The organism is Glutamicibacter sp. BW77, assembly GCF_002332285.1.
In the GTDB taxonomy this organism is placed as follows: domain Bacteria; phylum Actinomycetota; class Actinomycetes; order Actinomycetales; family Micrococcaceae; genus Glutamicibacter; species Glutamicibacter bergerei.
In genome coordinates this window covers 1-24,076 of record NZ_NRGT01000060.1, presented here as the reverse complement: position 1 = coordinate 24,076, position 24,076 = coordinate 1, and the positions used below count along the sequence as shown (strand labels likewise).

Genomic DNA, 24,076 nt, shown 5'->3' with positions numbered 1-24,076 from the left:
AGCGTTAGTTTGTCGCTGACCCGGTAGCGAGTCGCACTGAATCCAGCCAACGGTCCAGCGCCTGCGCCAAAATCTCCGGCTGGTCAATGTGCACGTTATGTCCTGCGTGCTCTAATTCAAGAAATGAAGCGTTCGGGTACCGTTCAAGCAGCGCCTTAGCATCCTTAAACCCCACGATATGGTCTTGCATTCCGCAGGCGATGAGTACCGGCATCGTCCACACGTGCTTGCGGTCCACCGGCAAGGTGTCCAAATAATAGCGTTGCGAGAGGTGCGCCATCGCCCGCAGATCTGCGCTGAGCACTCCGGGCAGCACGTGTCTTTCAAATTGTTCCCAGTTGGCTCGTGTTTGAATCACCGAGGTCTGCGCATAGTGGCCGGCATTGATGTTGCCCAGCTCTTCAAGCAGCACTTCGTCCTCGTGGACGATGCTGCGCGCCGGAAGGTTGCGCTCTTCGGGTGCAGGCCGGATGACCGGAGCGAGCAGGACCATGCCGAGAATTTGTTTTCCAAAGCGATCGGCCATCTCCTGGGCCAGCAAACCGCCGAGCGAATTGCCAATCAGCGCAAAAGGCTCTGTTCCGAGCTGGTCTTTGAGCAATGCTTGCAGCCAGTTTGCATATTCTGGTAGCCCCGCGCGCCCGGGCAACGCCGGCGTGCCGCCAAAGCCGGGCAGGTCAACATAGATGCGTTGCAGGTTTCCGGGCCGCGCCAATTGATCATCAAGCGCCAAAAGAATTCGATGATCCACGCCATTGCCGTGCACCATGACCACCGGCAGGCCGCTGCCGTGAACTGCGGCGATGCCTTCGGGAAGCGATTGTTCGTCGGGTTGTGCGGGTTTCATACTCGTCCTTTGTCGGGTTCCAGTGCTGTGAAACGTACTTGGCGGGCTACGGCAGCCACAATCATGGACTGGCCCACCACGTAGCTGAGCATGATCCAAAATGAATGAGCCGGCATCTCGATGCCGGCAAAGGAACGCAGCGCAATGAGCGCATCGGAGATGAAGAAGATCGCGCCACCGGCTCCGGCGAGCGTGCCCAGACCGGTTGATAGCACAGCCATCAGCGTTAAGGCCGCACCGTAAATCACCACGGGGATTAGCAACGACCCCGCATGCGGAGCACAAACGATCACCAGCCATGCGAAGGCGAACAGATACGGGATCACCCACCAGGGCCGATAGAGCACCGAGTGGCGCCAATAGGTTCGCAGCGCCAGCAAATAGCACAGCTGCGCGAGCAAAAAGCAGCCAACCATCGTCAGAAAAGCCGGGTCGCCGGTCATGAACCTCGGGATCGTATCGCCCAGCCAGGAACATCCCAACGCCAGCAGCACCCAGCGCACCAAGATGCTTCGCGGACGCCGTGTGGCAAGAAGCAAAACCGCGGCCAGTGCCGGCATCAACAAGATTTGCGTGGCATCCGCAAGCGGGCCGTCCGTGGCAATCAGCTGCGCAGTCAAATGAATGATGCTGACGGCGCCGAGCACGAGCGCGCTACCAACAACGCGGGTGTCACCTGCCAGATGGGTTTTCATATGTCCTATCCCGTCGACAGGCATCTACCGTGGCCGTCGATGGGTTCGAGACTATCCGTTCATGCGACGTTGGGCAACGAAGATCAACTGCCGTCCGGGCCTGTCCGGGGCGTCGAGGACCTCGCGCACTTCGAATCCGGCCGCATCCAGCGTCGCTTCAATATGCTCACGGTTTCGATAACGAAGCGTGGATTCGGAGATCATTTCGGTTTCGTCTTCGAAGCGGAAGGTTTCGCGAAAGCGCAGAAGTTCGTTGTCGTAACCAAGCACCTGAACCCAGGTGGTCACCGCTCCTTGCCCGGCAACGACGGTCGTTTCACGAGTTAGTTGCTCGGTCCATTGTTCCCACGCCCGCACTTCTGGTCGCCGTGTTTCAAAGATCAGCGTTCCTCCGGGTTTCAGCGCCAGTGCAATGCGCTGCAGAGTATTTTGCCATTGCGCATCATCGGTGAAGACCATAGCAACGTTTGCGGTCATTACCGCCGCATCAAAATCCCCGGTTGGCAGATCGTGCACCGTACCGTGCACCCAGTGGACGCGCGCTGCCTCAGGTTTTTCCCGTGCCACGACTAAGGAAGCACCGGCAGGGTCAACCCCGGTCACTTCGAATCCTGCCCCGGCCAGGATGCAAGCGAAGGTTCCAGTTCCACACCCGAGATCCAAAATTTTGTGGGCGTCTATTGCTGTGATCAGTTGTGTATAGATCTCCAGATCACTACGGTCTGGATCAAGCGGGTCATAGAGTCGAGCAAGTAGCTCGTCATTGAAGTTTGCGTCCACTACCGGTTCATTAGTCATCATTACCGCCACCAGCCACTGGGAGCACACAAAATTCGTTTCCAGAGGGGTCTTGATAGACCCGCCATGCTAGCTCTCCCCAGTTTGGGTGCAGCTCCCGACCGCCGCGAGCCACGATTTCTTCGGCAATGACCTGCGCGTCATCACCTGATTCCAAACGCATATCCAAGTGCATCCGGTTTTTGGCCGGTCCTTTTGGTTCTGATTCCGGGTGCAATTCCAGCAGCGGTCCATGCCCGCTCCGGTGCCGTAAGGAACCGGGCTGCCCGGCAAAGCTTTGGTTCCACCCGGTGAGCCAAGCCCAGAACTGCGCATCGCGGGAGACATCGGCCGAATCCAGCGGCAGCGCGGCGATGGGACCCGTCGAAGAATACGGGCGGTTTTCCAGCACGCAAAACGCATTTCCCCCGGGATCTGCCCATACGGTCCCTGAAACGTCGTGCTGCCTAATGCCCCCGCGCCGCGCCCCGAGCTTTACTGCCTGAGCGGCTCTTTGCGATTGCTCGGGCCCACCAAGTAGATCCAAATGCAACCGGACCGGTTCGCCGGGTGCTTCGGCAACACGTTGAAAGCACAGATCCAGTGTGGGTCCGCCGGGGATTTCCAGACGAGTTTCAAACCCTTGAGCCTCTTCGCCCAAGAATTTGCAGCCTAATAGCTCTTGCCAGAATCGCCCCTGAGTGTGCGGGTCTACAGAATCGAAAACAATGTTTTCCAGATACATGTGCCCAGCCTACCGGCAAGCTGAAATACGGCTCGGGCAGAACCAGGCTCAGCCAGAGGTGTAGTCTCGTCTTCCCCGCGGCCTAGCCGTTGCTGATTCCGATGGCCTGCCCAATACTCGACTTATCATCCAGCGTGTGCAGCAGAAACGCAGCCAGATCCGAGCGCGTGATGGTACCGCCAAGCATCCCTGCGTCCGACACCGTCAGCGCCTTCCAGCTGCCAGTAGCTTCCTTATTCGTCAGTCCGGTCGGGCGAACAATCGTCCAGTCCAGACCCGAGGAGCTGACGTAGTTTTCCTGCGCATTATGATCGGCCAGCGGCTTAGCGAGCATCAACAGCATGGCAAAGCGCAAAAAACCTGGCATCTGTGAACCGGAATTCCCAGCTCCCAGCGAGGACTGCACCACCAGTCGCCTCACCCCCGTATCGTGCATCGCAGCAATGACCGTTTGCGTGACCAATGCCCGCTGATGGGGTACCTTTTTCGCGGCACCGACGGTGAGAACCACCGCGTCGGCGCCGGCCACGGCATCGCGCACCACCTGCGCATCTGTTGCATCACCGGCGAGCGCACGCACTCCGGATGGGGCTTGACCACTGCGTGAAAGCACAGTCACCGCATGCCCAGCCTGATGTGCCAGCTTCGCGAACTGCGCCCCGGCCCCCTTGGAACCACCCACCACGGTAATCTTCACAAAAATCTCTTTCCCCAGCTGAACGTGAACTTGCTACGTACACAGTTTATCGTCGGTGCCTCGAGCTCGGTGCCCGCAGGCAGTCCGATAAGTTCAGGTCAGCAACGTCGTCCAGAACAGCAATACCTTCTGGCAGTCCCTCATGTCCTGCCTCGTCGATTTCAGGGAAGTCTTTACCGCGGGATTGGAAGCGACTCCGCTGGCCGGCACGATCCGCGGATCGCGCTGTGTCATCCAGGGCGGGCGCTAGAAGCATCACGCGTTGACCTAGCCAAGGGGCAGGAAGAGATTTAGGGTGGAACCACCGAGCTGGGCTTGGTATCCGAAACGCCAGCTCACCCTTTCCTGAGGAAACGAGCATGTCGAGTTCTATATCCCCAGCACCCGGCGCAAAAGCACCCGGCGCAAAAGCACCTCGCGCAACCCACCGCACACGACGACGAATCATCGCATGGGATCCAGGCCGAGACACTCTTATCGCTTTGGGCACTCTCCTCGCGTTTTGGGGATGCTATTTTGCCGGCAGCGCGTTGGGCAGTTGGTTTTTGGTGCTGGGGATCCTCTTGGTTGGCACGCTGATTCCTGCCCTGACCGTGTTGCGTCTTCGTGGGGAAGGCTGGGAAGGACTTGGGTTCACTCGCAGGTTCTTAGTGACTTCACTGATCATCGCGGCGGTGCTAGGTGCTGGTTCCGCGTACCAGCTCATCGTGACCGCCTCTGAGCTTCAGGTCCAGTTACTCCCCCACCTGTTAGCAAATTTCTTGGTTTTCTGGGAGCCGCTCTTCGTTTTTGGTTGGCTCTACCTTCGGTGGGAACGAGCTTTTGGGTGGCTTCCTGCAATTTTCCTCACCAGTGTCGGTTTTGCGCTACAGCATGTGGGATCTGTCCCGCTTCCGGTCGCTTTGAGCTTTGGCATGTTTGCGCTGGTTTTTTCGATCATTTTTGCCTTCGTCAGAAATCTGGCCATTCTTTGGCCACTGTTCTACCCGGTCGCAAGTGGCATCGGCACCCTGCAGTCTGGTTTGGCCATGGGCTGGGACGATGTGCTTTCCGGTGCCCTGATCTTCGTCGTCCAACTATGCATTCTCTTCTTCGTCGCTCGGGGCATAGTCAAGCGAACAGCCTGAGGACAACTGCCCCGCTTCTGCCCGATATTCTGCGACTTCTCGATGATTTTTCCCAGCTCGAAAGACCTTGCGCTGGGTATTGAGGGAGGAGCGTACCTGAGAGGGAAAACTAACCGGAAGCGTATTTCGTGCATGTTAAGCGAGGTTGCGATCATTTATTTTTTTTGGAATCGTGGCAACCACATGCCCTGACCTTGGCATGTTCGCAACCGGAAGGAGAGCCACCGTGCTCACACTGACCGATCAGGCAGATACGATCGTTACCGCGATTGTCACCAACCAGTCCGAGGCAGAAAATGCTGGACTACGCATCCACCAGGCCGAGGGTGCAGGCGCACCGGATGACGCCGCATTTGCGGTGCAGATTGTTGCAGAACCAGAAGCAGCCGACCTGGTAGTCCGTGGCGAAGGCAGCCCGGTATACCTCGATGAGCTGGTCACCGATGAGCTCGACGACAAGGTGCTAGACGCAGCTGTCAACGAAGAGGGAGCTGTCAGCTTCCAGATTCTGCCTCGCGCTTAGTAGCGGGTAGACACCTTTAGGCTTCCGTCGAGGGCCACCATTTTTGGTGGCCCTCGACGATTTTAAGCATTCGGATTTTCAGCGACTAAGGACCAGAATGGCCTTATGCCTTTCGCTGATCAACTCATCGGCCCCGATGTTGCCGAACAACTCTCCATCCAGATGCAAGCAGTCGTTTCGGACCGCTCCCTGCAGCACCTCCCAGCAGTCTCCACGACATTTGTACCGCTGAGCCTGCGCGAACGCTCCGATGCGTTGCGTGACTCGCTCTTGGCAGATTTTCCTGATGACTACGCACAACTGGCGGCGGCCATTCGCCGGGCCAGTGAGCACAGTGAAACGTTCACCGGCTGGATGATTTGGCCGGTGACTAGCGCGCTGGCAAGCAGAGCGGTACAAGAAAATACCGCGGAAGCATTTGATGACGCGATGACAATGCTCGCCATGCTCACCCCAAAACTCACCGCAGAATTCGCGATTCGACTGTTGCTAAACCACGATCTGGAACGCGCGCTGTCCTTCGCCCACCGGTGGACGCAGTCCCCTGACGAGCACGTACGCCGTTTGGCTAGCGAAGGCACCCGTCCATATTTACCGTGGGCTGTCCGCGTACCGCAGCTGACCGCGACACCAGCAATGACAATTCCCATTCTTGATGCGCTGTACCGGGACGAAAGTGAATATGTGCGTCGTTCGGTAGCTAACCACCTGAATGATCTGAGCCGTGAATCAGCCTCGTTGGTCATCCACACGGCGCAGCGCTGGTTAGAAAATCCGTCCGATACCACGCTCGGGGTAGTCAAGCACGGGCTTCGCACGTTGCTTAAGCGCGGAAATCCCGAGGCGTTGGCAGTACTAGGTTTTGTGCCCGCCACGCTAGATATCACCGGTCCGTCCGTAGCCAGAGAACAAATTGCGTGGAGTTCATCTATCGAATTTGTAGCCAGCATAAAAAATACCGGGAGAGAGTCGGCGCAGCTGGCCATCGACTACATCGTCAACCATCAAAAGGCCAACGGGGCGACAAAACCCAAGGTTTTTAAACTCACCACCCGCACGCTGGCACCGGGCGAACAACTCGACATTGCGCGAACACATTCTTTCCGGCCGATTACCACACGCCGTTATTACCCCGGAGCTCATTCAATAGCCCTGCAGATCAACGGAGTTCCTACCGAAGCTGCCGGTTTTGATCTGTTGCCAGCCACCGAGCTGTAATACCGAAAACTGACAGCGCGAGAATCTCAGAGCACAATAAGAAGTATGGATACACCAGAAATTTTCAGCACACTCGCCCGCCTGCCGATCAGCTCGGCCCAAAATCTGCCACAGCTCACCGCCGAACAGCTCAATGCCCACCCGGCCGGGCACCCCAATTCAATTGCGTGGTTACTCTGGCACAGCTCGCGGGAAGTTGACGCGCAGTTGGCTCCGCTCACCGGCCAGGCGCAGCTCTGGGACGAATATGCCGAAAGGTTTGATCTCGGCGAGCTAGGTGCCAGCGTTGGTTATGGTCATAGCTCCGCAGAAGCAGCGCGCATCAAGGTCAACGATCAGGCGCTACTGCTGGAATACTTGGAAGCCACGCTCACCGCGCTCGGCGACTATGCGAGCACCTTAACGCCCACGCAACTAGACGAGGTGATCGACCGCAGCTGGGATCCTGCGGTCACTCGTGGGGTCCGTCTGATCTCGATTATCGACGACGCCATCGCGCACGTCGCGCAGGCCGCCTACGCCGCCGGCATACTCACGGCGTAAACGACCTGGCGCGTGCGTTCAAAGAGTTATTTGCTCCACTGCGCCAGTTGTGTGGCTGAAGTTTCGGCCAACCACATTTGCCATAGCGGGCCAAAGCTCACCCGACGCACGCCCAGTGAACGCAGTTGCGCCAGGTCTCCGGCGGCATGACCCTTCACCGGGTGCGCGGTGACATTAACCGGGATCTGCACGGCGGCCACCAGCTCGCGGATCTGTTCGGCGGAGCTGAGCCCCACCGGGTAGACCGACCGTGCGCCGGCCTGCTCCATGAGTTTGACGCGGGCTACGGCCTCAGCCAGCGGGTCGGCAAATACCTCGGTGCCAAGCTTCACCGCGTCGGTACGGCCGTTGATCACAAATGCCACGCCTGCCGCATCGGCTTCGGCTCTGGCCGCGGCGATGTAGTCGGCGTGTTCTTGGCGATCACGAACGCGTTTGCCTTCGGAGTGCACCACGTCTTCGATATTTGCGCCGGCGGCTCCGGCATCCAGCAAACGCCCGATCAATTCTCCAGGAGCCAACCCATAACCCGACTCCACGTCGACGCTGACCGGCAGCGTGACGGAATCGATAACTCGTTGGCAGGTGCGCAAATACTCTTTAAAATCCATCTGCTCGCCGTCGCTGCTACCGGTAGCGTCGGCCACGGGGTGGCTGCCGATGGTGAGCGCCGCAAATCCTGCCTCGGCGGCAATCTTCGCACTCCAGGTATCCCAGACGGTCGGGAGCACCAAGGTGCTGTTTGATTCGTGCAAATCGGCGAGCTTCTGAGCTACGGCTTTAACATCAACCACGGAGTCCTCCTCGGACTTTTTAGGGAACACGCTCAGCCTACCAGCGGGTTATTTTTGTCGGATCTGTCTTTGCCTCTTGATATCGAAGCAAAGGTGCGACATCGTTCAACATAGGAGATAAGGAGAGCGTGATGACTAGCCCGGCCGCAGACAAGCACGATTGGGCCACCATACCCAACGCCATCACGGTGCTCAGATTCCTGTTGGTCGTGCCGATCTGCTACTACCTCCTGACCGATTCCGCGCCGTTAGCCACCGCTTTCTTATTGCTCGCCTTTGGGCTCAGCGACTGGATCGATGGGTTCATCGCACGAAAGTTTAACCAGGTTTCCCACGTCGGTGTCCTGCTTGACCCGATTGCCGACAGGCTCGGGATCGTCGCAATTGCCGTGTGTTTAGTCTTTGGCGGCTTAGTTCCTTTGTGGATCGGCTTGGCCATCTTCGTCACCGATCTGTTCTTGTTGTGCACCTACTTCGCCTTGCGGCTCTCCGCCCCACCTGAGTCGAGCAAGCTGGGTAAGATTCGCACCGCAATTATGATGTTGGGTTTAGCCGCTGTGGCTTTTGGGCGCATCGAGGAACTGTCCTGGCTATTCACCCCGGGTCTCTACATCCTTGGCATAGGCGCGATACTGCACCTTTTTGTGGGCGCCGGATACCTGCGCCTCATGGCTCATACGGCAAAAATACTTCGCCAACCTGCCGGCTAGCTACCGGATTAGTCCAGTGGAACCGTCGCGACCTGTTTTGCGGGCACGCCGACCACCACCGTATGTGGGGCAACGTCCTTGGTGACTACGGCGCCGGCACCCACCACGGCCCCATCACCGATGCTGATCCCCGGAAGCACTGTCACGTTCGCACCGAACCAGACACCTTTGCCAATCACTACCTTGGCCGGGTGCATGTCGGCGCGGCGGCTAGGCACCATGTCATGGTTCAAGGTGGTGATCACCGCGTTGTGTCCGATCATTGAGCCCGCACCGATGCTGATGCCGCCCTGGTCTTGGAAACGGCACCCGCTGTTGATGAAGACTTCTGGACCAAAGCTGATGTTTTTGCCGAAGTCCGCGCTAAAGGGTGGGAAGAGTTGCATCGAATCGGGCACCTTTGTTCCGGTCAGTTCGCTCAATAACGCACGGACCTGTTCGGGGCTCTGGTAGCTGCCGTTGAGCTGTGCGGTGATCCGCAAGGCTTCCTGACTCGTCGCGTGCATTGCCTCGTGGTGCGCGGACCCGCCGGGAATCACTTCACCTGCATTGAGCGTGGCTAGTAGTTCTGTCAGTCCAGCAATATGTGTCATATCTTCACCTTAAACCCACTGCCGAATGAAACTCTTGGAACGTGTCGACTTCCATCGGAGGAGTCTCGGACGGCGCTGCGGTAGGCCACCCCCGATCAGGCACCGGCGGTATGCTCGGCTCATCTGGCTTGGCTCTGTACTTTTCGGGTGCAACCGGCAAAGCTAGAATCATGGAAGATTCTGCGATTGATGAGATCTGCGCACTGGCTGAAAAGCATGGGCTAGAACTGGATCCGCACAGTCTCACCATCAACGAGCTTGGCTTGGATTTCCAAGTCGCCATCGGCACCACAAATACCGGCGATTCTTGGGTGCTGCGAATTCCACGTCGGCCCGACGTGACCGAACGTGCCGCCATAGAAGGCAGATTGCTTCGGCGGCTTGCCCCGCACCTGGACGTGGCAATTCCCGACTGGAAAATCCATAGCGACACGTTGATCGCCTACCCGCTTTTGCCGGGAGAACCAGGTCTCACGCTTACCGAGGAGGGCCAACCGCAGTGGCATTTTGCGCTCGAATCCCGCGAGTATGCGCATTCACTGGCAGATTTTCTTGCCCAATTACATGCGGTGGATCCAACGGAGGTCATCGACAGCGGCATTGAAGTTTTCACTCCCAGTTCCGTGCGCCAACAAAAACGCGAGGACATCGCCCGGGTCGTGAAGGAATTTGAGGTGTCCGCAGAGCTACAGGAGCGTTGGAGCCGATGGTTAGCCGATGACCGGTATTGGCCCGAGCACACCACACTGACGCATGGAGAAATTTATCCCGCGCACCAGCTGATGACCGGCGAGCGCATCGACAGCATCCTTGATTGGACCACCGCGGCCATCGGCGACCCGGCCCGAGATTTTGTCTTCCACCACGCCAGTGTTTCTGCAACAGCGTTTAATGCCACCGTGGACCGATACGTCGCTCAAGGCGGTGTGGTCGGCCCGCTCATAGCCGAGCACTGTGTCGAGCTTTTCAGTACCGCCGCCGTTGATTATGGCCTTTTCGCGTTGCAGACCGGAAATGCGGAGCATCTCAAAGCTGCAGCTGCTCAACTCAATCCCTAGGCCGCTTCGGGCCTAGAACGTCGCGTTGTCACACCGGGGCAGCAGGGCTCAAAGTTCCGGTCGGCTTCACCAGGCTTCCGCACGATAAGCCACCATTTACGCCCCAGAAGCACCGCGCGGTACTTTACGATGCGCCGTGCTCCGGAAGCTGCGCATATCCATCCACCGCGGCTTCGCGGAGGAATTCAACTGGCCACAACGCAAGCAACTGCGCAGAATATTGGATCTTATCCACGGCTACCGAAGCGGCATGCGCAGTTCGCAAAGTTTGCGCCAACTCTTCGAACCTAGCCAACTGCCCGCTCACAAACGCGCGGTCCACCGCTTGCCCGTGCCCGGGAATCAGCACGTGCTGTGGGTCGATCAATTTCAGTAGGGAGCGTAAGACCTTAGGCCAGCCCAACGGAAAAGATCCAGACCCGAACATCGGCGGGCCTGACTCCTCGATAATGTCGCCAAGGAACCAGATTCCCGCGTCAGGAATGTAAATCGCTAAGTCGCTCTGCGTATGCCCGGGGTCCAATGGAATCAGCTTCAGCTCCCGGCCTCCGAGGTCAACCGTGGCTGGTTTAGCAATTGGCACACTTGGCGGTGTCAGTACCACCTCGGCCCAGCTTTTATCCGGTTCTGATTCAGGATCCTGCTGGACCCTTAGCAAGCGGGGCCGCTCAAAGTTTTCAAAATGCTGTGCAATCAGATGGTGACCGTAAATGGGGATACCCGCGTGAGCGAACAGCTGGTTGCCGAAGCTGTGATCATAGTGCGCGTGAGTATTGATTACCGCGACAATCGGCACCGCAAACTGCTGTGCCACGTCGTTCATGATCTCTTGTGCCTCGGCAGGGTTATTGCGCGTATCAATCACCGTCGCCCCGCACGGCCCAATGACCAGACCCACCGAAACATCCAGTGGATCATACCTACGCTGGTATACCCCGTCGCCAACCTGTGTCCACGTTCTATCGGTCATCTGCTTCCTTAGGTCAACAACTATTAATCCTTGGGTAATTTCGCCTCTTGGTAGCTACTCGCGTCGGCGAGCACGGTGAGTTCTTGACTTCGCGGCTTCCACAATGCGGCGCGAATAGCGGTGAGCTCCTTGAGCGACGCTGGGGTCAGCTCATCTAATGCGCGAATATACTCGGGCAGGATCTCGCGTGGCAAGCGCAGGCCCATGGTCAGGTGTGGAGTCCATCTGTGCCCTCGACCATCCGGGTTCAGCGCACTAATCTCGCGCGCCGCAGCTTCCAATTCAGCGGAGGTTTCGAGTAACCAAGCGACGGTTTGTTTGCGCTTCGTCCCAAAAATTACCGTGCCTACACGCTCTAGGCGTGCCGGAATCAGGCTGGGAAGTAACCGTGCAGCACAGTGCACCGCCTCTTCAGCCATGGCCGGGGAAGAGGTGATGGTGATATGCGGAGTCTGTTGTTGTGCAGGAAACCCACGCGCTTCCAATGCTACAAACACCTCGCGAATTTGTTGTTCTTGGGCCTCTGGCAAGCGCAACAAGATGTTATCGGGCGAGGTCCTCATTCACGACTCCTTTTTCTGCACGCACTGCGCTAGTTATCCGGGTGGGCTTCCAAACCATATCGCTTATTAAGTGGGTCGATAAAAAAGTCCGGCTCCGCTGGCGGGCGGTGCGTAAACCGTGCAAAGGCAATACCAAGGATCATCAGGAAGACCATGCTCAAGGCGATACTCCACCTACCAGCGGCGAGTTCGGTGGCGGTCAGCGCGAAAATCAGCAGCGCGACTGCGACGGTTACGAAAAACGAGAGGATATCGATCCATAGAATGTTTTTCCGTGCGATCGCCTTGTACCCAAAAACGATCGAGATCATGCTGACCGGCACCGAATAGAGTGCGATGGTCGCGGCCGGAACAAAACCTGGCATCTGCCATCCACCCATGGCAAAAAGCGCGACAAACCATAACAACACCGGCCAGAACGCAATCTTGATATGTTCCCAATAACTTTCGTTGACCGCAGCGAACACGGCAACCACCCGGTGATGCCCGGACCAGTCGTAAGCGAAATGCAGCAACGATCCAATGATCGATAACGGCAGGATCGCGACTGCGTTCAACCAAATCAGAGTATCTATCCCCATGAGCTCAACCATATGCCACTCAGACGCTGGTTGACCCCCGTCAAGGACTTGTCCGGGCCTGCTCCGTATGCTGATCTCAAGATCAACCGGTAAAGGAGAAAACACCATGAAAAATCAACTCGCCACCGCCGTGCAACTCACCCCAATTCTGGCCCGAGTCCATAATCTGACCGCGCAACTAGCACAATCACCCAATACCGAATCGAGCACACAGCGCTTCGACCAGCTACGCTCGATCACTAAGAACTATGCGGTGCCAGCCGATGGTTGTGAGGCCTATAGCGCTGCTTATGCATCACTCAAGTCCGCCGATACCGCACACCACCAAAATTAGAACTGCGCATACCCCAAAGGATGAATCCATGAAGAAAAGTATTCCGCTCAAAGAAGGCTCGGTACTGATCACCAAGCAGATGATCGGTACCGACGGCACCGCGTTCCCGACGCACAGCGCTTCACACGAATCAGCGCTTGTAATGACCGAGGGCAGCTGCGAGCTGAGCTTCCCAGACGCAGTTCACATCCTCAACACCGGTGATACGTTCATTGTTCCCGCCGATGTGGTGCATCAAATTGTGGGGACCCCGAACTTTAGTGCGGTTCACATTATGCCCAAAGACATTCGGTTCAACTTCGATGTCTAGGCTCTAGCTTCTCGTTCCTTAGCACTGCCCCTCAACGGGTGTGGGCACGAGACAGGGAGCAGGCTTTGAGCGCTGACGCTAGAACTCCTTAATTCTTCTCCGCACTGGTCGTGAGCGGCTTCATGGCTGCTTCAACGCGTTCTGGAATCATCGTGATACGAGGCGTGAGATCTTCCGCTGGAAAAGTGTCGTCAATACAAGCGCGCCAGAACTGTATGTGCTTTTCATCAAGCCAATGATCCGATTGCGCAACACCAGCACCGTCTTCGCCTTGGACGCTGTACCAATACAAGTAGTCGACTCCATCGATCGTCTCCGAAAAGATCGTCTCAACGTACATCTGCTCAGGCTCAAGCGTTTCGCGAACTGCGGCAGCATTTGAGTTCAGGAATTGCATCCACTCATCGACGATGCTTTGCGCGTTCTCGCGGACTCGGAAACGAGTTAATTCAATCTTCATTCGTCTATAGTGCCGGGTTCGCGTCAAGGAACTCAAAACAACTCCCGTGCAGGTTCCCCTCGCGGACGTTCGGTTCAAAAGAGTACGTTCTTCTGCAACTCCGCGAAGTCTTACTTCGAGCGGAGGATTCCCATGATAACGATATCCTCGTATTTTCCACGTACCCAGGCATGTTGGCGCTGACGACCCTCGATCACGAAACCTGCCTTCTCATACGCACGAATGGCGCCCGTGTTGGATTCGATCACCTGCAGATGGACGCGGCGCAAGTTGCAGCGTATGAAGGCGAACTCGACGATCTGCGAGATGGCTGCGGTCCCGATGCCCTTTCCACGGGCTTCGGGCACCAGGGCGATACCAACCTCGGCGTGGCGGGCTAGATCGTCGAATTCGAAGAGTGAAACACTTCCGACTGCGGCACCGTCCACATCAATCATGAAACGCACACTTTTGTCTGAATTATCGGCATCAAGCTGCGCCAGCCGGGCCTTGTAGGTGTCTCGATTTAGCGGAGCAGGAGTTGCCTCGCTGCGTTCCTCCCACGTGGTCAAATCGTCGGCGATTTGGAACAAGACGTCGAAGTCATCTTCGGAACGGGAACGAAGTGTGATGGTTCGTGAGCTGGACATGCTCAGAATCCTATCAATCGACGCCGGAGGCACGAGAGAAACGTGCATGCAGCGAGGGCAGTCACGGGTGATCCATCTACAGTCCTTCCGGGGTACGGGGGAATTTCGAGTTAGTCGTTGTCCCGATGGTGGTTCCCGCTACCTGCGCGGAGCCCTGCCTCAGTAGTAAATGCTGACATTCATACGGCCCCCAACTGAAAATGACAGTTCATCTCAGTTTCTCCTTCACTTCCGATAAATGCAGTTCTGCACAGTCAACGATGAGGCAACTTGGGTTCAAGATCGTTCTTGCGCCCAGCCGGACAAAAGGTCTTGATTAGATATCTAGATACAACTTATACTTAGATACATGAGCGACGATGAGGTGAAATCGGTATGGCCCGCAACCTGGACCCGTGCCGCATTGGGAACGGCAGTTCTCGCCAGTCTTGAAAACGGGGCACTGCACGGTTACGGGATTGCGCAAGCCGTCAATGAGCTTGGATTTGGGCGACCCAAGGGAGGATCCCTCTATCCGCTACTGACCGGTCTGGAAAACGACGGCGCCGTCATCGCGCAATGGGAGCAAGGACAAAATGGTCCCGGAAAACGCAACTATGCGTTGACACCGCACGGACATTCAAGGCTCCACGAAGAACGTCGCGCCTGGCATGCTCTAGCCAACTCTCTCGGCGCGCAGAAACCAGATACTGATAACGACTCGGACCCACAAGGAATGAAGCCATGACTCAGAACTCCGCAGAATCGGACACCGACATTGATCTCACCAAACTCATCAAAGAGTTTCATGCCGCCCGCGGCCAGGAAGACGACGTTAACTGGGTTCGAACCGCTGCAGGTCGACTGATGCTCGATGGCGTCAAAATTTCAGCTGCGAAACAAGCCTTCGTCGACCTGCTTCCAGTACTCAACGGAGCGCAGGAACCGGCAGAAGATCTGTTTGGGGACCCAAAGCTTTGGGCCAAAGAACAGCAGGAACATTGGCAACAATCCGGAACTCCTACTCAGGACCGGTACCCGCTGTATTCCTTCAAGCAGCTCACCCAAACAATCTGCTTTAGCGCAGCCCTGCTCAGCGTAGTCGTGACCATCGTGGTCCTTATCGATGATGGATGGACAACAAAACTGAGCTGGGCAATGCTTGGACTTCCGTTCTTCTTCACGACTATTTCCGTAGGCATAGTGCAGTTCTGGAATCTTGCAGTGCGGAAATTTACTCGCCTTAAGGCAATGGCCTGGACTGCGACGATCTTCGCCGTCGCCGGGATTGCCCTCGGCGGGCTCGCCATTGCCCTTCAGGGGTCCCCGGGCACAGCATCCGTTCTTTGGTATCTGGCTCCGGTACCGATGTATGCGCTCTTTTACTACCTCATCGAGAAGTTTTCAAAGCGCAATTCTCCGGCATCTCGGTCGACCACACCGAAGCTTGGAGTAGCAACACACGAGGAATGGATCCGCCAACTTCAGGAAAACCTCCGACTTCGTGATGACCTTAGCGACCGACGGATTCGTGTCATCGTCGACGAAACCCGCGCATTCGCCGTTGAAGCCGACTCATCACTACCTACGGAATTCGGCACGCCGGAGAGCTACGCAGCCAGCTTCGCGCCCAATACCTCGTTCCGCTCACGCCGCGAAGCATTGGGCTGGACTGTCGGTAGCGCACTTGTAGCGTTGCTGCTTGTGGTCTCAATAGACAACGCGCAGTCGCTCTACTCCTGGCAGTCCGTGGTCTTCGCGGCATTGCTCGTCGGAACGATCTGCTACGCAGTCCAAGGCTGGCGGAAATCTTTCAAGAATTAGCAGTGCGGCCCACAGCGTTGAACCCTCAGTCGACCTTCAACGGAGTAATCGCCGCGAGTTTTTCAGCAATACGATCCTCCGCAAGTACCAATTCATAGTGTGCCTGCAAATTCAGCCAAGATTGTGGGTCGATCCCGAAATAACGCCCGAGTCGAAGTGCGGTGTCAGCGGTAATCGCGCGCTTACCGTGCACTATTTCGTTAATACGGCGTGGTGGAACTCCAATCGAGACCGCAAGCTTGTTCTGGGTGATCCCGAAGCCGTTGATGAAGTCCTACATCAGCACTTCGCCGGGGTGAATCGGGGCCCTTTTCTCAGTGGTAGTCGACGAGTTCGACATCTTGTGCACCTCCAACTTTCCAGGTGAAACAAATCCGCCATCGATCATTCACACGAATGCACGACGAGTTAAGCCTATAATCCGGCAACAGCTCGCTGTTTTTGAGCAGCCTGTTAGCGCCAATCAGTTTCTGAACTAGGTTCAGCGACGACCGATGACTAGGCTGAGTAGATGGCGACAGTTATCCTCGTGCGGCACGGCCGCACCACAGCCAATGCAACCGGGCTTTTAGCCGGACGAACTCCAAGCGTGAGCCTCGATGAGCTGGGACAGCAACAGGCAACTTCAGCCGGCGAGCGCCTCGCGCGTGTGCCACTGGTCGGGGTGGTTTCCAGCCCACTTCAACGCTGTCAGCAAACCGCGCAGTACATCCTCGATCGGCAACCCGGCACCCCTTATGCTCCCACCGAGGACGACCTCACCGAGTGCGACTACGGCCAATGGCAAGGACGCATGCTCAGCGAGCTGGCTACCGAAAAATTGTGGCCGGTTGTTCAGTCCCAACCATCGGCGGTCACCTTTCCCGGTGGTGAATCTATGGCCACCATGCAGTCCCGCTCGGTGGCCGCCATTCGACGTCACGATGCAGCCTTTGAGGCGGAGCACGGTCCAGGTGCAGTCTGGGCGGCGGTCGCTCATGGAGATATCATCAAGTCGATCCTCGCCGACGCACTGGGCATGCATCTGGACATGTTCCAGCGTCTGAATGTGGGCCCTGCATCAATTTCGATCGTGCACTATGGCGCCAACCGCCCTACCGTCCACGCGATCAACACCGATGCCGGAGACCTATCCTGGCTATCAAACGCTAGCCACGCAGCCGATGCGCCCGTCGGCGGCGGCGCCGGAACACAAACTACACCCACTACCGGAGCATAAGATATTTATATGCCTACACGTATTCACGAATTTTCTTGGCCCGATAGGGTCGTCGTTGGCGTCATCGGCCTTCCCGGTGACCGTACGTTCTACCTCCAGGTCCGCACGGGCAAAGAGATTGTCAGTGTTGTGCTTGAGAAACAGCAGGCCGCGCAGCTCGCGGAAAATATCGATGACATTCTTGATCAGCTGCTCACCGTGGATGGAAACCCCTTCAGCATTCCCACCGGAACTCCCATCGAGCTAGTGGACAATGACCCGCTCGAAGACGATCAGGAGCAGTTTCGTACTGGCGCGATGAGCCTGGGTTGGGACCCATCCACCTCGCAGATCGTCATCGAGGCTCACCCCATCCCGGATGAAGATCCCGACGCGGCGCCCGCGCAAGAGACTGAAATGCTTCGCGTGCGGATGCCGGTAGGCACCGCCCGCGCCTTCGCTAAGCGCACCCGCGAGATCGTGGATGCCGGCCGTCCGATGTGCACCCTCTGCGGTTACCCGATGGACGCAGACGGACACACCTGCACCATCCCCGAAAACTGATACACATGGCCGATCTGATGACCACCGAGCTCACCCTCACCGGCAGACTCACCACGGCGTCAAATGCAACCTTCCTTGGCAACATCGGTGAGAACGTGGTCGTTTACAAGCCGATCGTCGGAGAGAATCCGCTGTGGGATTTTCCCGAGGGCCAGCTGGCTCATCGGGAGGTCGCCGCCTATCTGGTTTCGGAAGCCTTGGGCTGGAATATCGTGCCGCACACCTGGCTGCGTGATGGTCAGTTCGGTGAAGGCATGGTGCAGCTGTGGCAAGAGCAAGATCACGATGAAAACGCCATCGATCTGGTCCCTGCCGAGAGCGTTCCACAGGTTGGTTGGAAACAGGTTTTTCAGGGGCGTGGCGAGAATGGTGAACTGCTCGCCCTCGTTCATGAGGACTCCCCCGCGTTGCGACGTATGGCGGTATTTGATGTCATCGTTAACAACGCCGACCGCAAAGGCAACCACATCCTGGCGATGACCGGTGGACACCGATACGGCGTGGACCACGGACTTACCTTTCACCGCGAGCACAAGCTGCGCACGGTGTTGTGGGGCTGGATCGGCGAAGCACTCACCGCTGAGGAGCATGCGGGTGTCGCGCGCATCAGCGAAGGACTAGATGCTGAGCTGGGGCAAAAACTGGCGGAACTACTGACCGCCGACGAACTCGCATCTCTCGCGCAGCGCTGTGAGCGGTTGCTTTCCTCAGGTCAATTCCCCAGCCCGAGCGGGGAGATGCCAGCGGTACCTTGGCCGTTGTTCTAAGCGAACAAGGCTAGGCGAACTGGGCTAAACGAACAACGGGTTACCAGATTCGCAAGTCCGTGCTTCGTATCGTGCGCATCCAAACACCGGGTGTTAGAAATTTTCCGCCCTGACCGATGACCTGCCGGCGGGCGAGTCCGTCGCGGCAATGTTGCACATCTAGGCTCCCGTGGATTTGCCGTGTAGTCGCACCACGCCATAGCCTGCTTGTATGCGCCCCGAAACTAGCCGCAGCAAAGGCGAAGAACTCAGCCAAGCCGAACGCGACATCCTTGCCTTGCTATGCAGTGCCACCGATGCCGAATCAGCAAAGGCACGTCAGCAGTTGCAGTTCTCCCGCTGGGACGGGTTCCAATTCGACGAGTGCGAATGCTTCCTTATCGCAGTCACCAAGGGGCCCGAGTGCAAGCGCATCAGACATGGCGGCGGACCGTTTTCCTCTGCAACCGTGCTGCAAAATGAAAAAGCTTTGGGACACCTAGATCTTTGGGTTATCGACGGTTACCTTCACTCCCTGGACTACATGCCATTCGAAGATGACCCCGGCTACATGCCGTTGACTACTGAGTACACCTTCGATTTCATCGGCAGGCAGTAACTACTAATTCCCGCTGCTTGATTTCATTGGTCCGCGCTCTGTGCTCAGGTTGCTCGACTACGAAAATTCACTCACGATCCGGTAATGCCCTTGAATTCATCACCCTGGCTAGACCACGAGGCGGATCCCCACCGAGTTCTGACACAGACCAGCTAGGTGATGATCGCAGCGCTCTTGCACGTAAATTGACTTCACCCTTGGTACTTAGTCAACAGTGCTGTGGGAAGGTGGCAGGAATCCTCGGGGAAACGCGCGAGCCGATCCTGATGTTCTTCGGCGCTTCGCACATAGGTGGCAAGTGGCAGTACCTCGACCGCGATGCGGTCCGCATCATCCCTTGCAGCGATGAAGGCCCGAGCCGCTTCGAGGTGGGCCGGCGTAGTGGAATACACTCCAGTGCGGTACTTCAGACCGGTATCCGGTCCCTGTTGGTTCACGCTGTAAGGATCGATAATTTCAAACAGGTACGCCATCAGTTGCTCGACACTGACAACCGTCGGATCAAAACGGGTTCGGACACATTCTGCATAACCGTCGTAGTCGCTATCGATGTGCCCGCTGGTGCCGTTGGCTCTTCCAGCCTCCGTGAATGTCATGCCGTTCAGCGTCGCGATGAAAGCCTGTACACCCCAGAGGCAGCCACCGGCCAAATAAAGCTCCTCAACCTCACACTCCACATCCATAATGCCGATCTTACTGCCAGCTACGCGTGGAGCCATCAGTGGATGAAGCGGTACTCAGCCAGAGGGTTGTCTCGAGTAACTACCGGTCCTGACGAACTGTCGTCAGCTCGACCCGGTCATTTCCTACCGCATCACAGGTGATCGTCGTATCGGCAATCGCGAAGCTATTGCCTTCAGTACAGGTGGGTTCCACCCCTCCGGCTTGGAAATGGGCTTCGCCGCCTTCCGATGCCGACACTAAACGAATGCGGTCTGCGGAGCGCAACCCATGGTCGCTGTTGTAGGGCCGCGGAAATTTGTGGAACTGATCGCCTTGAATCATGATTGAGCAATTGCTCTTCGTGTCGCATTTGGAACTCCACCTGTCACAGGCCGTCAGCGGCAAGATGAGGACAGCGATGGTGGTGGTGGCAAGAAATGCTCGGGTGGGGTGTCGCATGCGCCTCCTGTCCTTCAATATCAGGGTCATAGGTTGAACTCGCTCCGGGCGATTGCCCTGATCAGGGCCTCACGAGACTGGCCCAGCTCAGATGCATAGTATTTGCCCCGCTTAGCCTACCTATTGACGCACTGAGCGGTCGAAACGAGGAAGCGAAGGTTCGCGGCTCTGTCCAGCAAGTTCTTTATGAGGCATCGGTCGGCCTTCTTTCCGCCGACCTACAACTTCACCGCCCCTGCGCTACGCGACGGAAGCACCTAATGAGGCGTCCGAAGTACTGCTGAAGAAAAGCACAGGAGAAAACGCGACCAAGCGATCAATGCGGTCGGCCCGAGCGTAGTGCGGGCACAATCTTGAAGCTGGATACCAGCGGAATATTCTGCACGGAATGACTGTTGCCAATTAATGGCATATGCCGCATATTTTTACCCGTAGAGAGATTGATAAATGAGCACGCTAGTGATTGTAGGAGCGGGGCCAGGGCTCGGTCTCAGTATTGCTAAGAAGTTCGGCAAGAAGAACTTCAATGTAGCTTTGATCGCCCGGAATCAAGAGAGTCTCGACAACTTCCAGAGCTCGTTGTCTGAAATGAATATCAAGAGTGCGGGCTTTGCTGCCGATGTCACAAACGAGCAACAGATTGCGGATGCGTTCTCACAGGTGCGAGCAACGTTCGGCCAGATTGACGTGCTCGTCTATAACGCAGGTGTGATCGCACCGGTTTCTGCCGCGGAGACAACGGCCCAAATAGCGAATCAGCATATGCAGGTGAATATCATTGGAGGGATCTCAGCCGCGCAGCAGGTGATTCCCGAGATGATTGAAAGACAGCAGGGAACCATCTTCTTTACCGGCGGCGGGGCTACCGAACTGACTGTGACGCCAATTCTGACTACGTTGAGCATTGGCAAGTCAGGACTGCGCAGTTACGCTCATTGCCTCCACGAGGAGCTGGCTGGACAGTGCGTCTACGTGGGGATGCTTTCAATTGCCGGAGTCATCGAAGAAGGAACGTACTTCTCCCCCGACAACATAGCGGACGAATACGTTGATATGTATGAGAAACGTGATGTCGCAGAACGCTTTTATGTCGACGAGTCACAGGATTCGGACGCTGTTTTGAAGGACACCTATACCAGCTAGGTTGGGTCTGAGCTGTCCACCGTCACGTGGCAGCTCAACCTAGGGTTATAGGTCATTCAACGTACTACCCACGTACTAAACGATCTTGCACGACGTCTTCTAGAAAACGAAGCCCTAATATTTAAGGCCATGCCACAGACAAGGGCGCCTTCCAGTCAGAATAACCGGAAGGCGCCCTTGCTTGGCTCAGCCAAGCCAAACGGAATTAAACGTTAAACCTAAACTCCACCGAGTTCCGGTACATACCACCCTGTCACTGTGCAGTAAGGGTGCAACTCCGGGGTACAAATCCACAGAGGGTCACCGGGGATCTCACTCAAGGCTGACACAGAGGGCTTACGCCGACTTCGACACGGTACTGATTATTGACAGCGAGCGAAGCTGTGCGCGTCGGCTTCGATCCGTGAATGCGAGCGCACCAAAGGTTTAGTTCGAGAAACGGAACTCCACCCATTCCGACACCGAGCAATCTCTTCCGCCACTGTCGTTGTGCGGGCCAGCACTGATGAGCCGCGCCTTCGCGCACCGGCGGTCAGACAACGGTGTGAGCGGACTCGTCGCCCTCCGTTCGAGCGCACACCATGAGCAGGTTCCCGTCAGGATCCCGGAACTGGACGAAGGCCACGCTCCCGATGTCGACGACGTCCGAGGCGAGTTCGGCCCCGAGATCGCGCAAATGCGCCACGACTGCGCCGAGGTCATCGGCCCACCAGAAGAAGCGTGGCGGACCGTCCGGCGTGAACGGCGCGTTCGCGTCCAGAGCAAGGCCGGGGCCCGGTTCCATCGGGACGTCGACGATCGTGTCGTCATGCGAAGGCAGGGACACCTCCGCACCGAGCAGCCTGCCGTACCAGTCGGCAGAGCGGTGGATGTCCCGCACCGGGATGAAGACTTGGCCGATCTCGCGGCGTATAGGAGTCGTCACCGCTCAATCGTACGACAACGCGTCTCCCGGATCGACTCGCAGGGTCGTCATCCAGCTGTCCACCGACACGAGCGGACTCGGGAGGTCATGGACAAGGGCAGCAACGCGGTGACCAAACGCAGAGGAAGCGCATGACACCACGCGCAACCAGAGGTTATACGGCAAAACGAAATTCCACGGCGTCGCCACGGCTGGGAACGCATGCACGCCTCACCGGGCCAGACCGGTCTCAGGGCTACGGTCCCTCACCGCGCATGGCCGACTCAGCTGCCTCTCCGCTGGTCATCCAGCACCTGTTCCATCTCATCCGAAACCTCGTCCAGGAGGACCTGGAAGCCGGGCTCCTCGAGGGGGAAGTGGCCGCAGCCAGGAAGCATCACGACCCGGGTCTTGCCGTGAAGCCGACCAAGGTAGTCGAGGCTGAGCTCCGGCATAGTCCAACGATCCTCGGCCGGATGCAACAGCACGACCGGTGGTCCTTGGTATTGCTCGGGTGGAATAGCCGGACCTGCCTCGAGGAACGAGCGGTACCAGCCCACCGGCATCGCGCCACCACCGCCGCACGGGTCGGTGAGCACTGCATGACTGAGGCCAGGGTCGTTCGAAATCGCAGACATAGGGGTCAGCATGCGGACCGGGATCCGTGGATTCGCCGCTGGCCCCCGGGCGAACTGCAGCAGTGGCAATCCCAGCCGCGCTATCCACGGGGCTCGCACGATGGCGGCAGCGATGCCCGGCCGAGTCGGGTCGAGCAGGCAGGTCGCGATGACCCGCTTGGCCAGTCCGGTCACTGCAGCGGTGTCGACCGCGAGGGCACCACCCATGCTCGCCCCGACGAGGACAAGTGGCCGCTCGTCATGCTCGCGACCCACGAGATCGACGAGCAGCTGCTGCCAGTCGCCATAACTGACGCTGCGGCGTCCACGCCGCACCCGGATCGTTCGCCCGTAACCGGGCAGATCGACCACCGTAACCCGAGCGCCCAGGCGACTCAGGTGTGCAGCGTAGGGCCACATCGCCGCCGCGTTCCCTCCCGCTCCATGGACCAGCAGCATTCGGACCGAAGCCGTCGGGGCACCCACGTGCTCGATGTGCAGGTCCCACGAACCACCCCCGTCCGGCGCATCCCACCTCCACGACGAGGCCACCCGCCGCACTGGTGCAGGGACGAGGCGCACGAAAGGCTCGTACCGGCGGTCCGTGGAGTCAAGTCGGCCAGTCCGTGCCGGTGGCACCTTCGCTCGAAACTTCGAAAGCGACGCATTCATACCCGCAATGTTACGGGAGTGCCCGGTGTCAGGGACTGATGCGCAGGTAGGTGGGTCAGAAGCCTGCATTAGACATTGAACCTGAATTCCACGACGTCGCCGCACATACCAACCTCTGCCTGCACGCAGAGTCCCTCCTGCAATATGCGCCGACCCGACGCAGTGAGGCGTCGAGTTCGTACATGACGGTTGCGGCTTCCCGGGGTGGTAGCGCAGCAGTACCTCGATCACCGGTGGTGTAACGAGATCGAGAACGAGCCTTACAGCACCCGCCTTCGAGGTGGGATCAACTGTCCGCTGCATCTGGGCGATGACGCAGTGCGCCGGGCCCCGCAGGATGTGGCCCATCTGGACAGCGTCCGCCAGTGGATGCAAGTAGGCAGAGGCCACAGCATCGGAATTCAACCGCGTTACGTCACCAGGCGCCATTAAGTGGCTCTTCACAGATGAGGGTGTAGCGCGTAGTCAAGGATCGAACGGCTTGGCGCTGCCCTGGTAGGCATCGAGGCCTTCC

33 protein-coding genes are annotated in these 24,076 nt (G+C 57.6%); 15 read left to right on the top strand and 18 right to left on the bottom strand.

Features of this window, described 5'->3' with window-relative positions; all coding sequences use genetic code 11:
• Positions 1-4: 4 nt before the first annotated feature.
• The 6 genes from CIK74_RS09595 to CIK74_RS18520 form a co-directional block, all read right to left on the bottom strand.
• On the bottom strand, positions 5-847 hold the full coding sequence (locus CIK74_RS09595) for an alpha/beta hydrolase (RefSeq protein ID WP_096255931.1): 843 nt from the start codon (positions 845-847) through the stop codon (positions 5-7).
• Complete coding sequence (locus CIK74_RS09590) at positions 844-1,542, bottom strand: lysoplasmalogenase (RefSeq protein WP_096255929.1); 699 nt, start codon at positions 1,540-1,542, stop codon at positions 844-846. Before CIK74_RS09590 ends, CIK74_RS09595 begins: the two co-directional genes overlap by 4 nt.
• 51 nt (positions 1,543-1,593) lie before the next feature.
• Complete coding sequence (locus CIK74_RS09585) at positions 1,594-2,343, bottom strand: class I SAM-dependent methyltransferase (RefSeq protein WP_205738269.1); 750 nt, start codon at positions 2,341-2,343, stop codon at positions 1,594-1,596.
• Complete coding sequence (locus CIK74_RS09580; RefSeq protein WP_096255927.1) at positions 2,333-3,064, bottom strand: VOC family protein; 732 nt, start codon at positions 3,062-3,064, stop codon at positions 2,333-2,335. The genes CIK74_RS09585 and CIK74_RS09580 overlap by 11 nt, the downstream gene beginning before the upstream one ends.
• 82 nt (positions 3,065-3,146) lie before the next feature.
• Positions 3,147-3,761 carry an NAD(P)-binding oxidoreductase gene (locus CIK74_RS09575; protein ID WP_170947824.1) on the bottom strand — a complete coding sequence of 205 codons (615 nt, stop codon included), beginning with the start codon at positions 3,759-3,761 and terminating at the stop codon, positions 3,147-3,149.
• A gap of 46 nt (positions 3,762-3,807) precedes the next feature.
• Positions 3,808-4,020, bottom strand: coding sequence for a hypothetical protein (locus CIK74_RS18520; RefSeq protein ID WP_141392917.1), 213 nt, complete (start codon positions 4,018-4,020; stop codon positions 3,808-3,810).
• Between the two features lie 100 nt (positions 4,021-4,120).
• Here CIK74_RS18520 and CIK74_RS09570 point away from each other — a divergent pair, with 100 nt between their 5' ends.
• The 4 genes from CIK74_RS09570 to CIK74_RS09555 all read left to right on the top strand — a co-directional run bounded on the left by CIK74_RS09570 (position 4,121) and on the right by CIK74_RS09555 (position 7,172).
• Positions 4,121-4,888, top strand: coding sequence for a hypothetical protein (locus CIK74_RS09570; protein WP_096255924.1), 768 nt, complete (start codon positions 4,121-4,123; stop codon positions 4,886-4,888).
• A 226-nt stretch (positions 4,889-5,114) separates the two neighbouring features.
• On the top strand, positions 5,115-5,411 hold the full coding sequence (locus CIK74_RS09565; RefSeq protein WP_096255922.1) for a Fe-S cluster assembly protein HesB: 297 nt from the start codon (positions 5,115-5,117) through the stop codon (positions 5,409-5,411).
• A 105-nt stretch (positions 5,412-5,516) separates the two neighbouring features.
• Entirely contained in the window at positions 5,517-6,629 is a 1,113-nt protein-coding gene (locus tag CIK74_RS09560) for a DNA alkylation repair protein (RefSeq protein ID WP_096255920.1), read from the top strand.
• A gap of 45 nt (positions 6,630-6,674) precedes the next feature.
• On the top strand, positions 6,675-7,172 hold the full coding sequence (locus CIK74_RS09555; RefSeq protein WP_096255918.1) for a DinB family protein: 498 nt from the start codon (positions 6,675-6,677) through the stop codon (positions 7,170-7,172).
• 26 nt (positions 7,173-7,198) lie between these two features.
• Here CIK74_RS09555 and CIK74_RS09550 read toward each other — a convergent pair whose 3' ends face one another.
• Positions 7,199-7,966 carry an isocitrate lyase/phosphoenolpyruvate mutase family protein gene (locus tag CIK74_RS09550; RefSeq protein WP_096255916.1) on the bottom strand — a complete coding sequence of 256 codons (768 nt, stop codon included), beginning with the start codon at positions 7,964-7,966 and terminating at the stop codon, positions 7,199-7,201.
• A gap of 131 nt (positions 7,967-8,097) precedes the next feature.
• On the opposite strand from CIK74_RS09550, the gene CIK74_RS09545 reads away from it, so the two are divergent.
• Entirely contained in the window at positions 8,098-8,676 is a 579-nt protein-coding gene (locus CIK74_RS09545) for a CDP-alcohol phosphatidyltransferase family protein (protein ID WP_096255915.1), read from the top strand.
• 8 nt (positions 8,677-8,684) lie between these two features.
• On the opposite strand, the gene CIK74_RS09540 is transcribed toward CIK74_RS09545, so the two are convergent.
• Entirely contained in the window at positions 8,685-9,269 is a 585-nt protein-coding gene (locus tag CIK74_RS09540; protein WP_096255913.1) for a DapH/DapD/GlmU-related protein, read from the bottom strand.
• 41 nt (positions 9,270-9,310) lie between these two features.
• Here CIK74_RS09540 and CIK74_RS09535 point away from each other — a divergent pair, with 41 nt between their 5' ends.
• The gene (locus tag CIK74_RS09535) at positions 9,311-10,327 is read left to right on the top strand and encodes a macrolide 2'-phosphotransferase (RefSeq protein WP_240520511.1); all 1,017 of its coding nucleotides are present in this window, start codon (positions 9,311-9,313) and stop codon (positions 10,325-10,327) included.
• Between the two features lie 124 nt (positions 10,328-10,451).
• Here the strand turns inward: CIK74_RS09535 and CIK74_RS09530 are convergent, their stop codons facing one another.
• The 3 genes from CIK74_RS09530 to CIK74_RS09520 are packed head-to-tail and all read right to left on the bottom strand — an operon-like array spanning position 10,452 to position 12,441.
• On the bottom strand, positions 10,452-11,297 hold the full coding sequence (locus CIK74_RS09530) for an MBL fold metallo-hydrolase (RefSeq protein WP_096255911.1): 846 nt from the start codon (positions 11,295-11,297) through the stop codon (positions 10,452-10,454).
• Positions 11,298-11,320: 23 nt separating this feature from the next.
• Positions 11,321-11,860 (bottom strand): 2'-5' RNA ligase family protein, encoded by a 540-nt coding sequence (locus tag CIK74_RS09525; protein WP_096255909.1) that lies wholly within the window; start codon positions 11,858-11,860, stop codon positions 11,321-11,323.
• A 29-nt stretch (positions 11,861-11,889) separates the two neighbouring features.
• The gene (locus CIK74_RS09520) at positions 11,890-12,441 is read right to left on the bottom strand and encodes a DUF6512 family protein (RefSeq protein ID WP_096256034.1); all 552 of its coding nucleotides are present in this window, start codon (positions 12,439-12,441) and stop codon (positions 11,890-11,892) included.
• A gap of 106 nt (positions 12,442-12,547) precedes the next feature.
• On the opposite strand from CIK74_RS09520, the gene CIK74_RS18765 reads away from it, so the two are divergent.
• Together CIK74_RS18765 and CIK74_RS09510 are read left to right on the top strand one after the other, a co-directional pair.
• Positions 12,548-12,775, top strand: coding sequence for a hypothetical protein (locus CIK74_RS18765; RefSeq protein ID WP_096255907.1), 228 nt, complete (start codon positions 12,548-12,550; stop codon positions 12,773-12,775).
• Between the two features lie 28 nt (positions 12,776-12,803).
• Positions 12,804-13,085: an AraC family ligand binding domain-containing protein gene (locus CIK74_RS09510; protein ID WP_096255905.1), complete on the top strand. Its 282-nt coding sequence runs from the start codon at positions 12,804-12,806 to the stop codon at positions 13,083-13,085.
• A gap of 88 nt (positions 13,086-13,173) precedes the next feature.
• Here the strand turns inward: CIK74_RS09510 and CIK74_RS09505 are convergent, their stop codons facing one another.
• Entirely contained in the window at positions 13,174-13,545 is a 372-nt protein-coding gene (locus tag CIK74_RS09505; protein ID WP_096255903.1) for a DUF6176 family protein, read from the bottom strand.
• Positions 13,546-13,655: 110 nt separating this feature from the next.
• Positions 13,656-14,174 carry a GNAT family protein gene (locus CIK74_RS09500; RefSeq protein WP_170947823.1) on the bottom strand — a complete coding sequence of 173 codons (519 nt, stop codon included), beginning with the start codon at positions 14,172-14,174 and terminating at the stop codon, positions 13,656-13,658.
• Between the two features lie 349 nt (positions 14,175-14,523).
• Between CIK74_RS09500 and CIK74_RS09495 the strand changes: the two genes are divergently transcribed.
• A complete protein-coding gene (locus CIK74_RS09495) occupies positions 14,524-14,901 on the top strand; it encodes a PadR family transcriptional regulator (RefSeq protein ID WP_096255899.1) in 378 nt (125 codons plus the stop codon).
• The gene (locus tag CIK74_RS09490) at positions 14,898-15,977 is read left to right on the top strand and encodes a hypothetical protein (protein ID WP_096255897.1); all 1,080 of its coding nucleotides are present in this window, start codon (positions 14,898-14,900) and stop codon (positions 15,975-15,977) included. The genes CIK74_RS09495 and CIK74_RS09490 overlap by 4 nt, the downstream gene beginning before the upstream one ends.
• A gap of 25 nt (positions 15,978-16,002) precedes the next feature.
• Here the strand turns inward: CIK74_RS09490 and CIK74_RS09485 are convergent, their stop codons facing one another.
• Positions 16,003-16,245 carry a HigA family addiction module antitoxin gene (locus CIK74_RS09485; protein ID WP_240520517.1) on the bottom strand — a complete coding sequence of 81 codons (243 nt, stop codon included), beginning with the start codon at positions 16,243-16,245 and terminating at the stop codon, positions 16,003-16,005.
• 243 nt (positions 16,246-16,488) lie between these two features.
• On the opposite strand from CIK74_RS09485, the gene CIK74_RS09475 reads away from it, so the two are divergent.
• The 4 genes from CIK74_RS09475 (at position 16,489) to CIK74_RS09460 (ending at position 19,104) form a co-directional block, all read left to right on the top strand.
• Entirely contained in the window at positions 16,489-17,196 is a 708-nt protein-coding gene (locus tag CIK74_RS09475) for a histidine phosphatase family protein (RefSeq protein ID WP_096255893.1), read from the top strand.
• 9 nt (positions 17,197-17,205) lie between these two features.
• The gene (locus CIK74_RS09470) at positions 17,206-17,739 is read left to right on the top strand and encodes a DUF3090 domain-containing protein (protein WP_096255891.1); all 534 of its coding nucleotides are present in this window, start codon (positions 17,206-17,208) and stop codon (positions 17,737-17,739) included.
• On the top strand, positions 17,739-18,506 hold the full coding sequence (locus tag CIK74_RS09465; protein ID WP_096256032.1) for an SCO1664 family protein: 768 nt from the start codon (positions 17,739-17,741) through the stop codon (positions 18,504-18,506). The genes CIK74_RS09470 and CIK74_RS09465 overlap by 1 nt, the downstream gene beginning before the upstream one ends.
• A gap of 211 nt (positions 18,507-18,717) precedes the next feature.
• Positions 18,718-19,104 carry a hypothetical protein gene (locus CIK74_RS09460; RefSeq protein WP_096255889.1) on the top strand — a complete coding sequence of 129 codons (387 nt, stop codon included), beginning with the start codon at positions 18,718-18,720 and terminating at the stop codon, positions 19,102-19,104.
• Between the two features lie 191 nt (positions 19,105-19,295).
• Here CIK74_RS09460 and CIK74_RS09455 read toward each other — a convergent pair whose 3' ends face one another.
• Positions 19,296-19,823 (bottom strand): peptide-methionine (S)-S-oxide reductase, encoded by a 528-nt coding sequence (locus tag CIK74_RS09455; RefSeq protein WP_240520510.1) that lies wholly within the window; start codon positions 19,821-19,823, stop codon positions 19,296-19,298.
• Between the two features lie 43 nt (positions 19,824-19,866).
• Entirely contained in the window at positions 19,867-20,226 is a 360-nt protein-coding gene (locus CIK74_RS09450) for a hypothetical protein (protein WP_141392915.1), read from the bottom strand.
• A 447-nt stretch (positions 20,227-20,673) separates the two neighbouring features.
• Between CIK74_RS09450 and CIK74_RS09445 the strand changes: the two genes are divergently transcribed.
• Entirely contained in the window at positions 20,674-21,369 is a 696-nt protein-coding gene (locus CIK74_RS09445) for an SDR family NAD(P)-dependent oxidoreductase (protein ID WP_170947822.1), read from the top strand.
• A gap of 532 nt (positions 21,370-21,901) precedes the next feature.
• Here CIK74_RS09445 and CIK74_RS09440 read toward each other — a convergent pair.
• A complete protein-coding gene (locus tag CIK74_RS09440; RefSeq protein WP_096255885.1) occupies positions 21,902-22,294 on the bottom strand; it encodes a VOC family protein in 393 nt (130 codons plus the stop codon).
• Positions 22,295-22,557: 263 nt separating this feature from the next.
• Complete coding sequence (locus tag CIK74_RS18760) at positions 22,558-23,349, bottom strand: alpha/beta hydrolase (RefSeq protein ID WP_205738268.1); 792 nt, start codon at positions 23,347-23,349, stop codon at positions 22,558-22,560.
• Between the last annotated feature and the right edge of the window lie 727 nt (positions 23,350-24,076).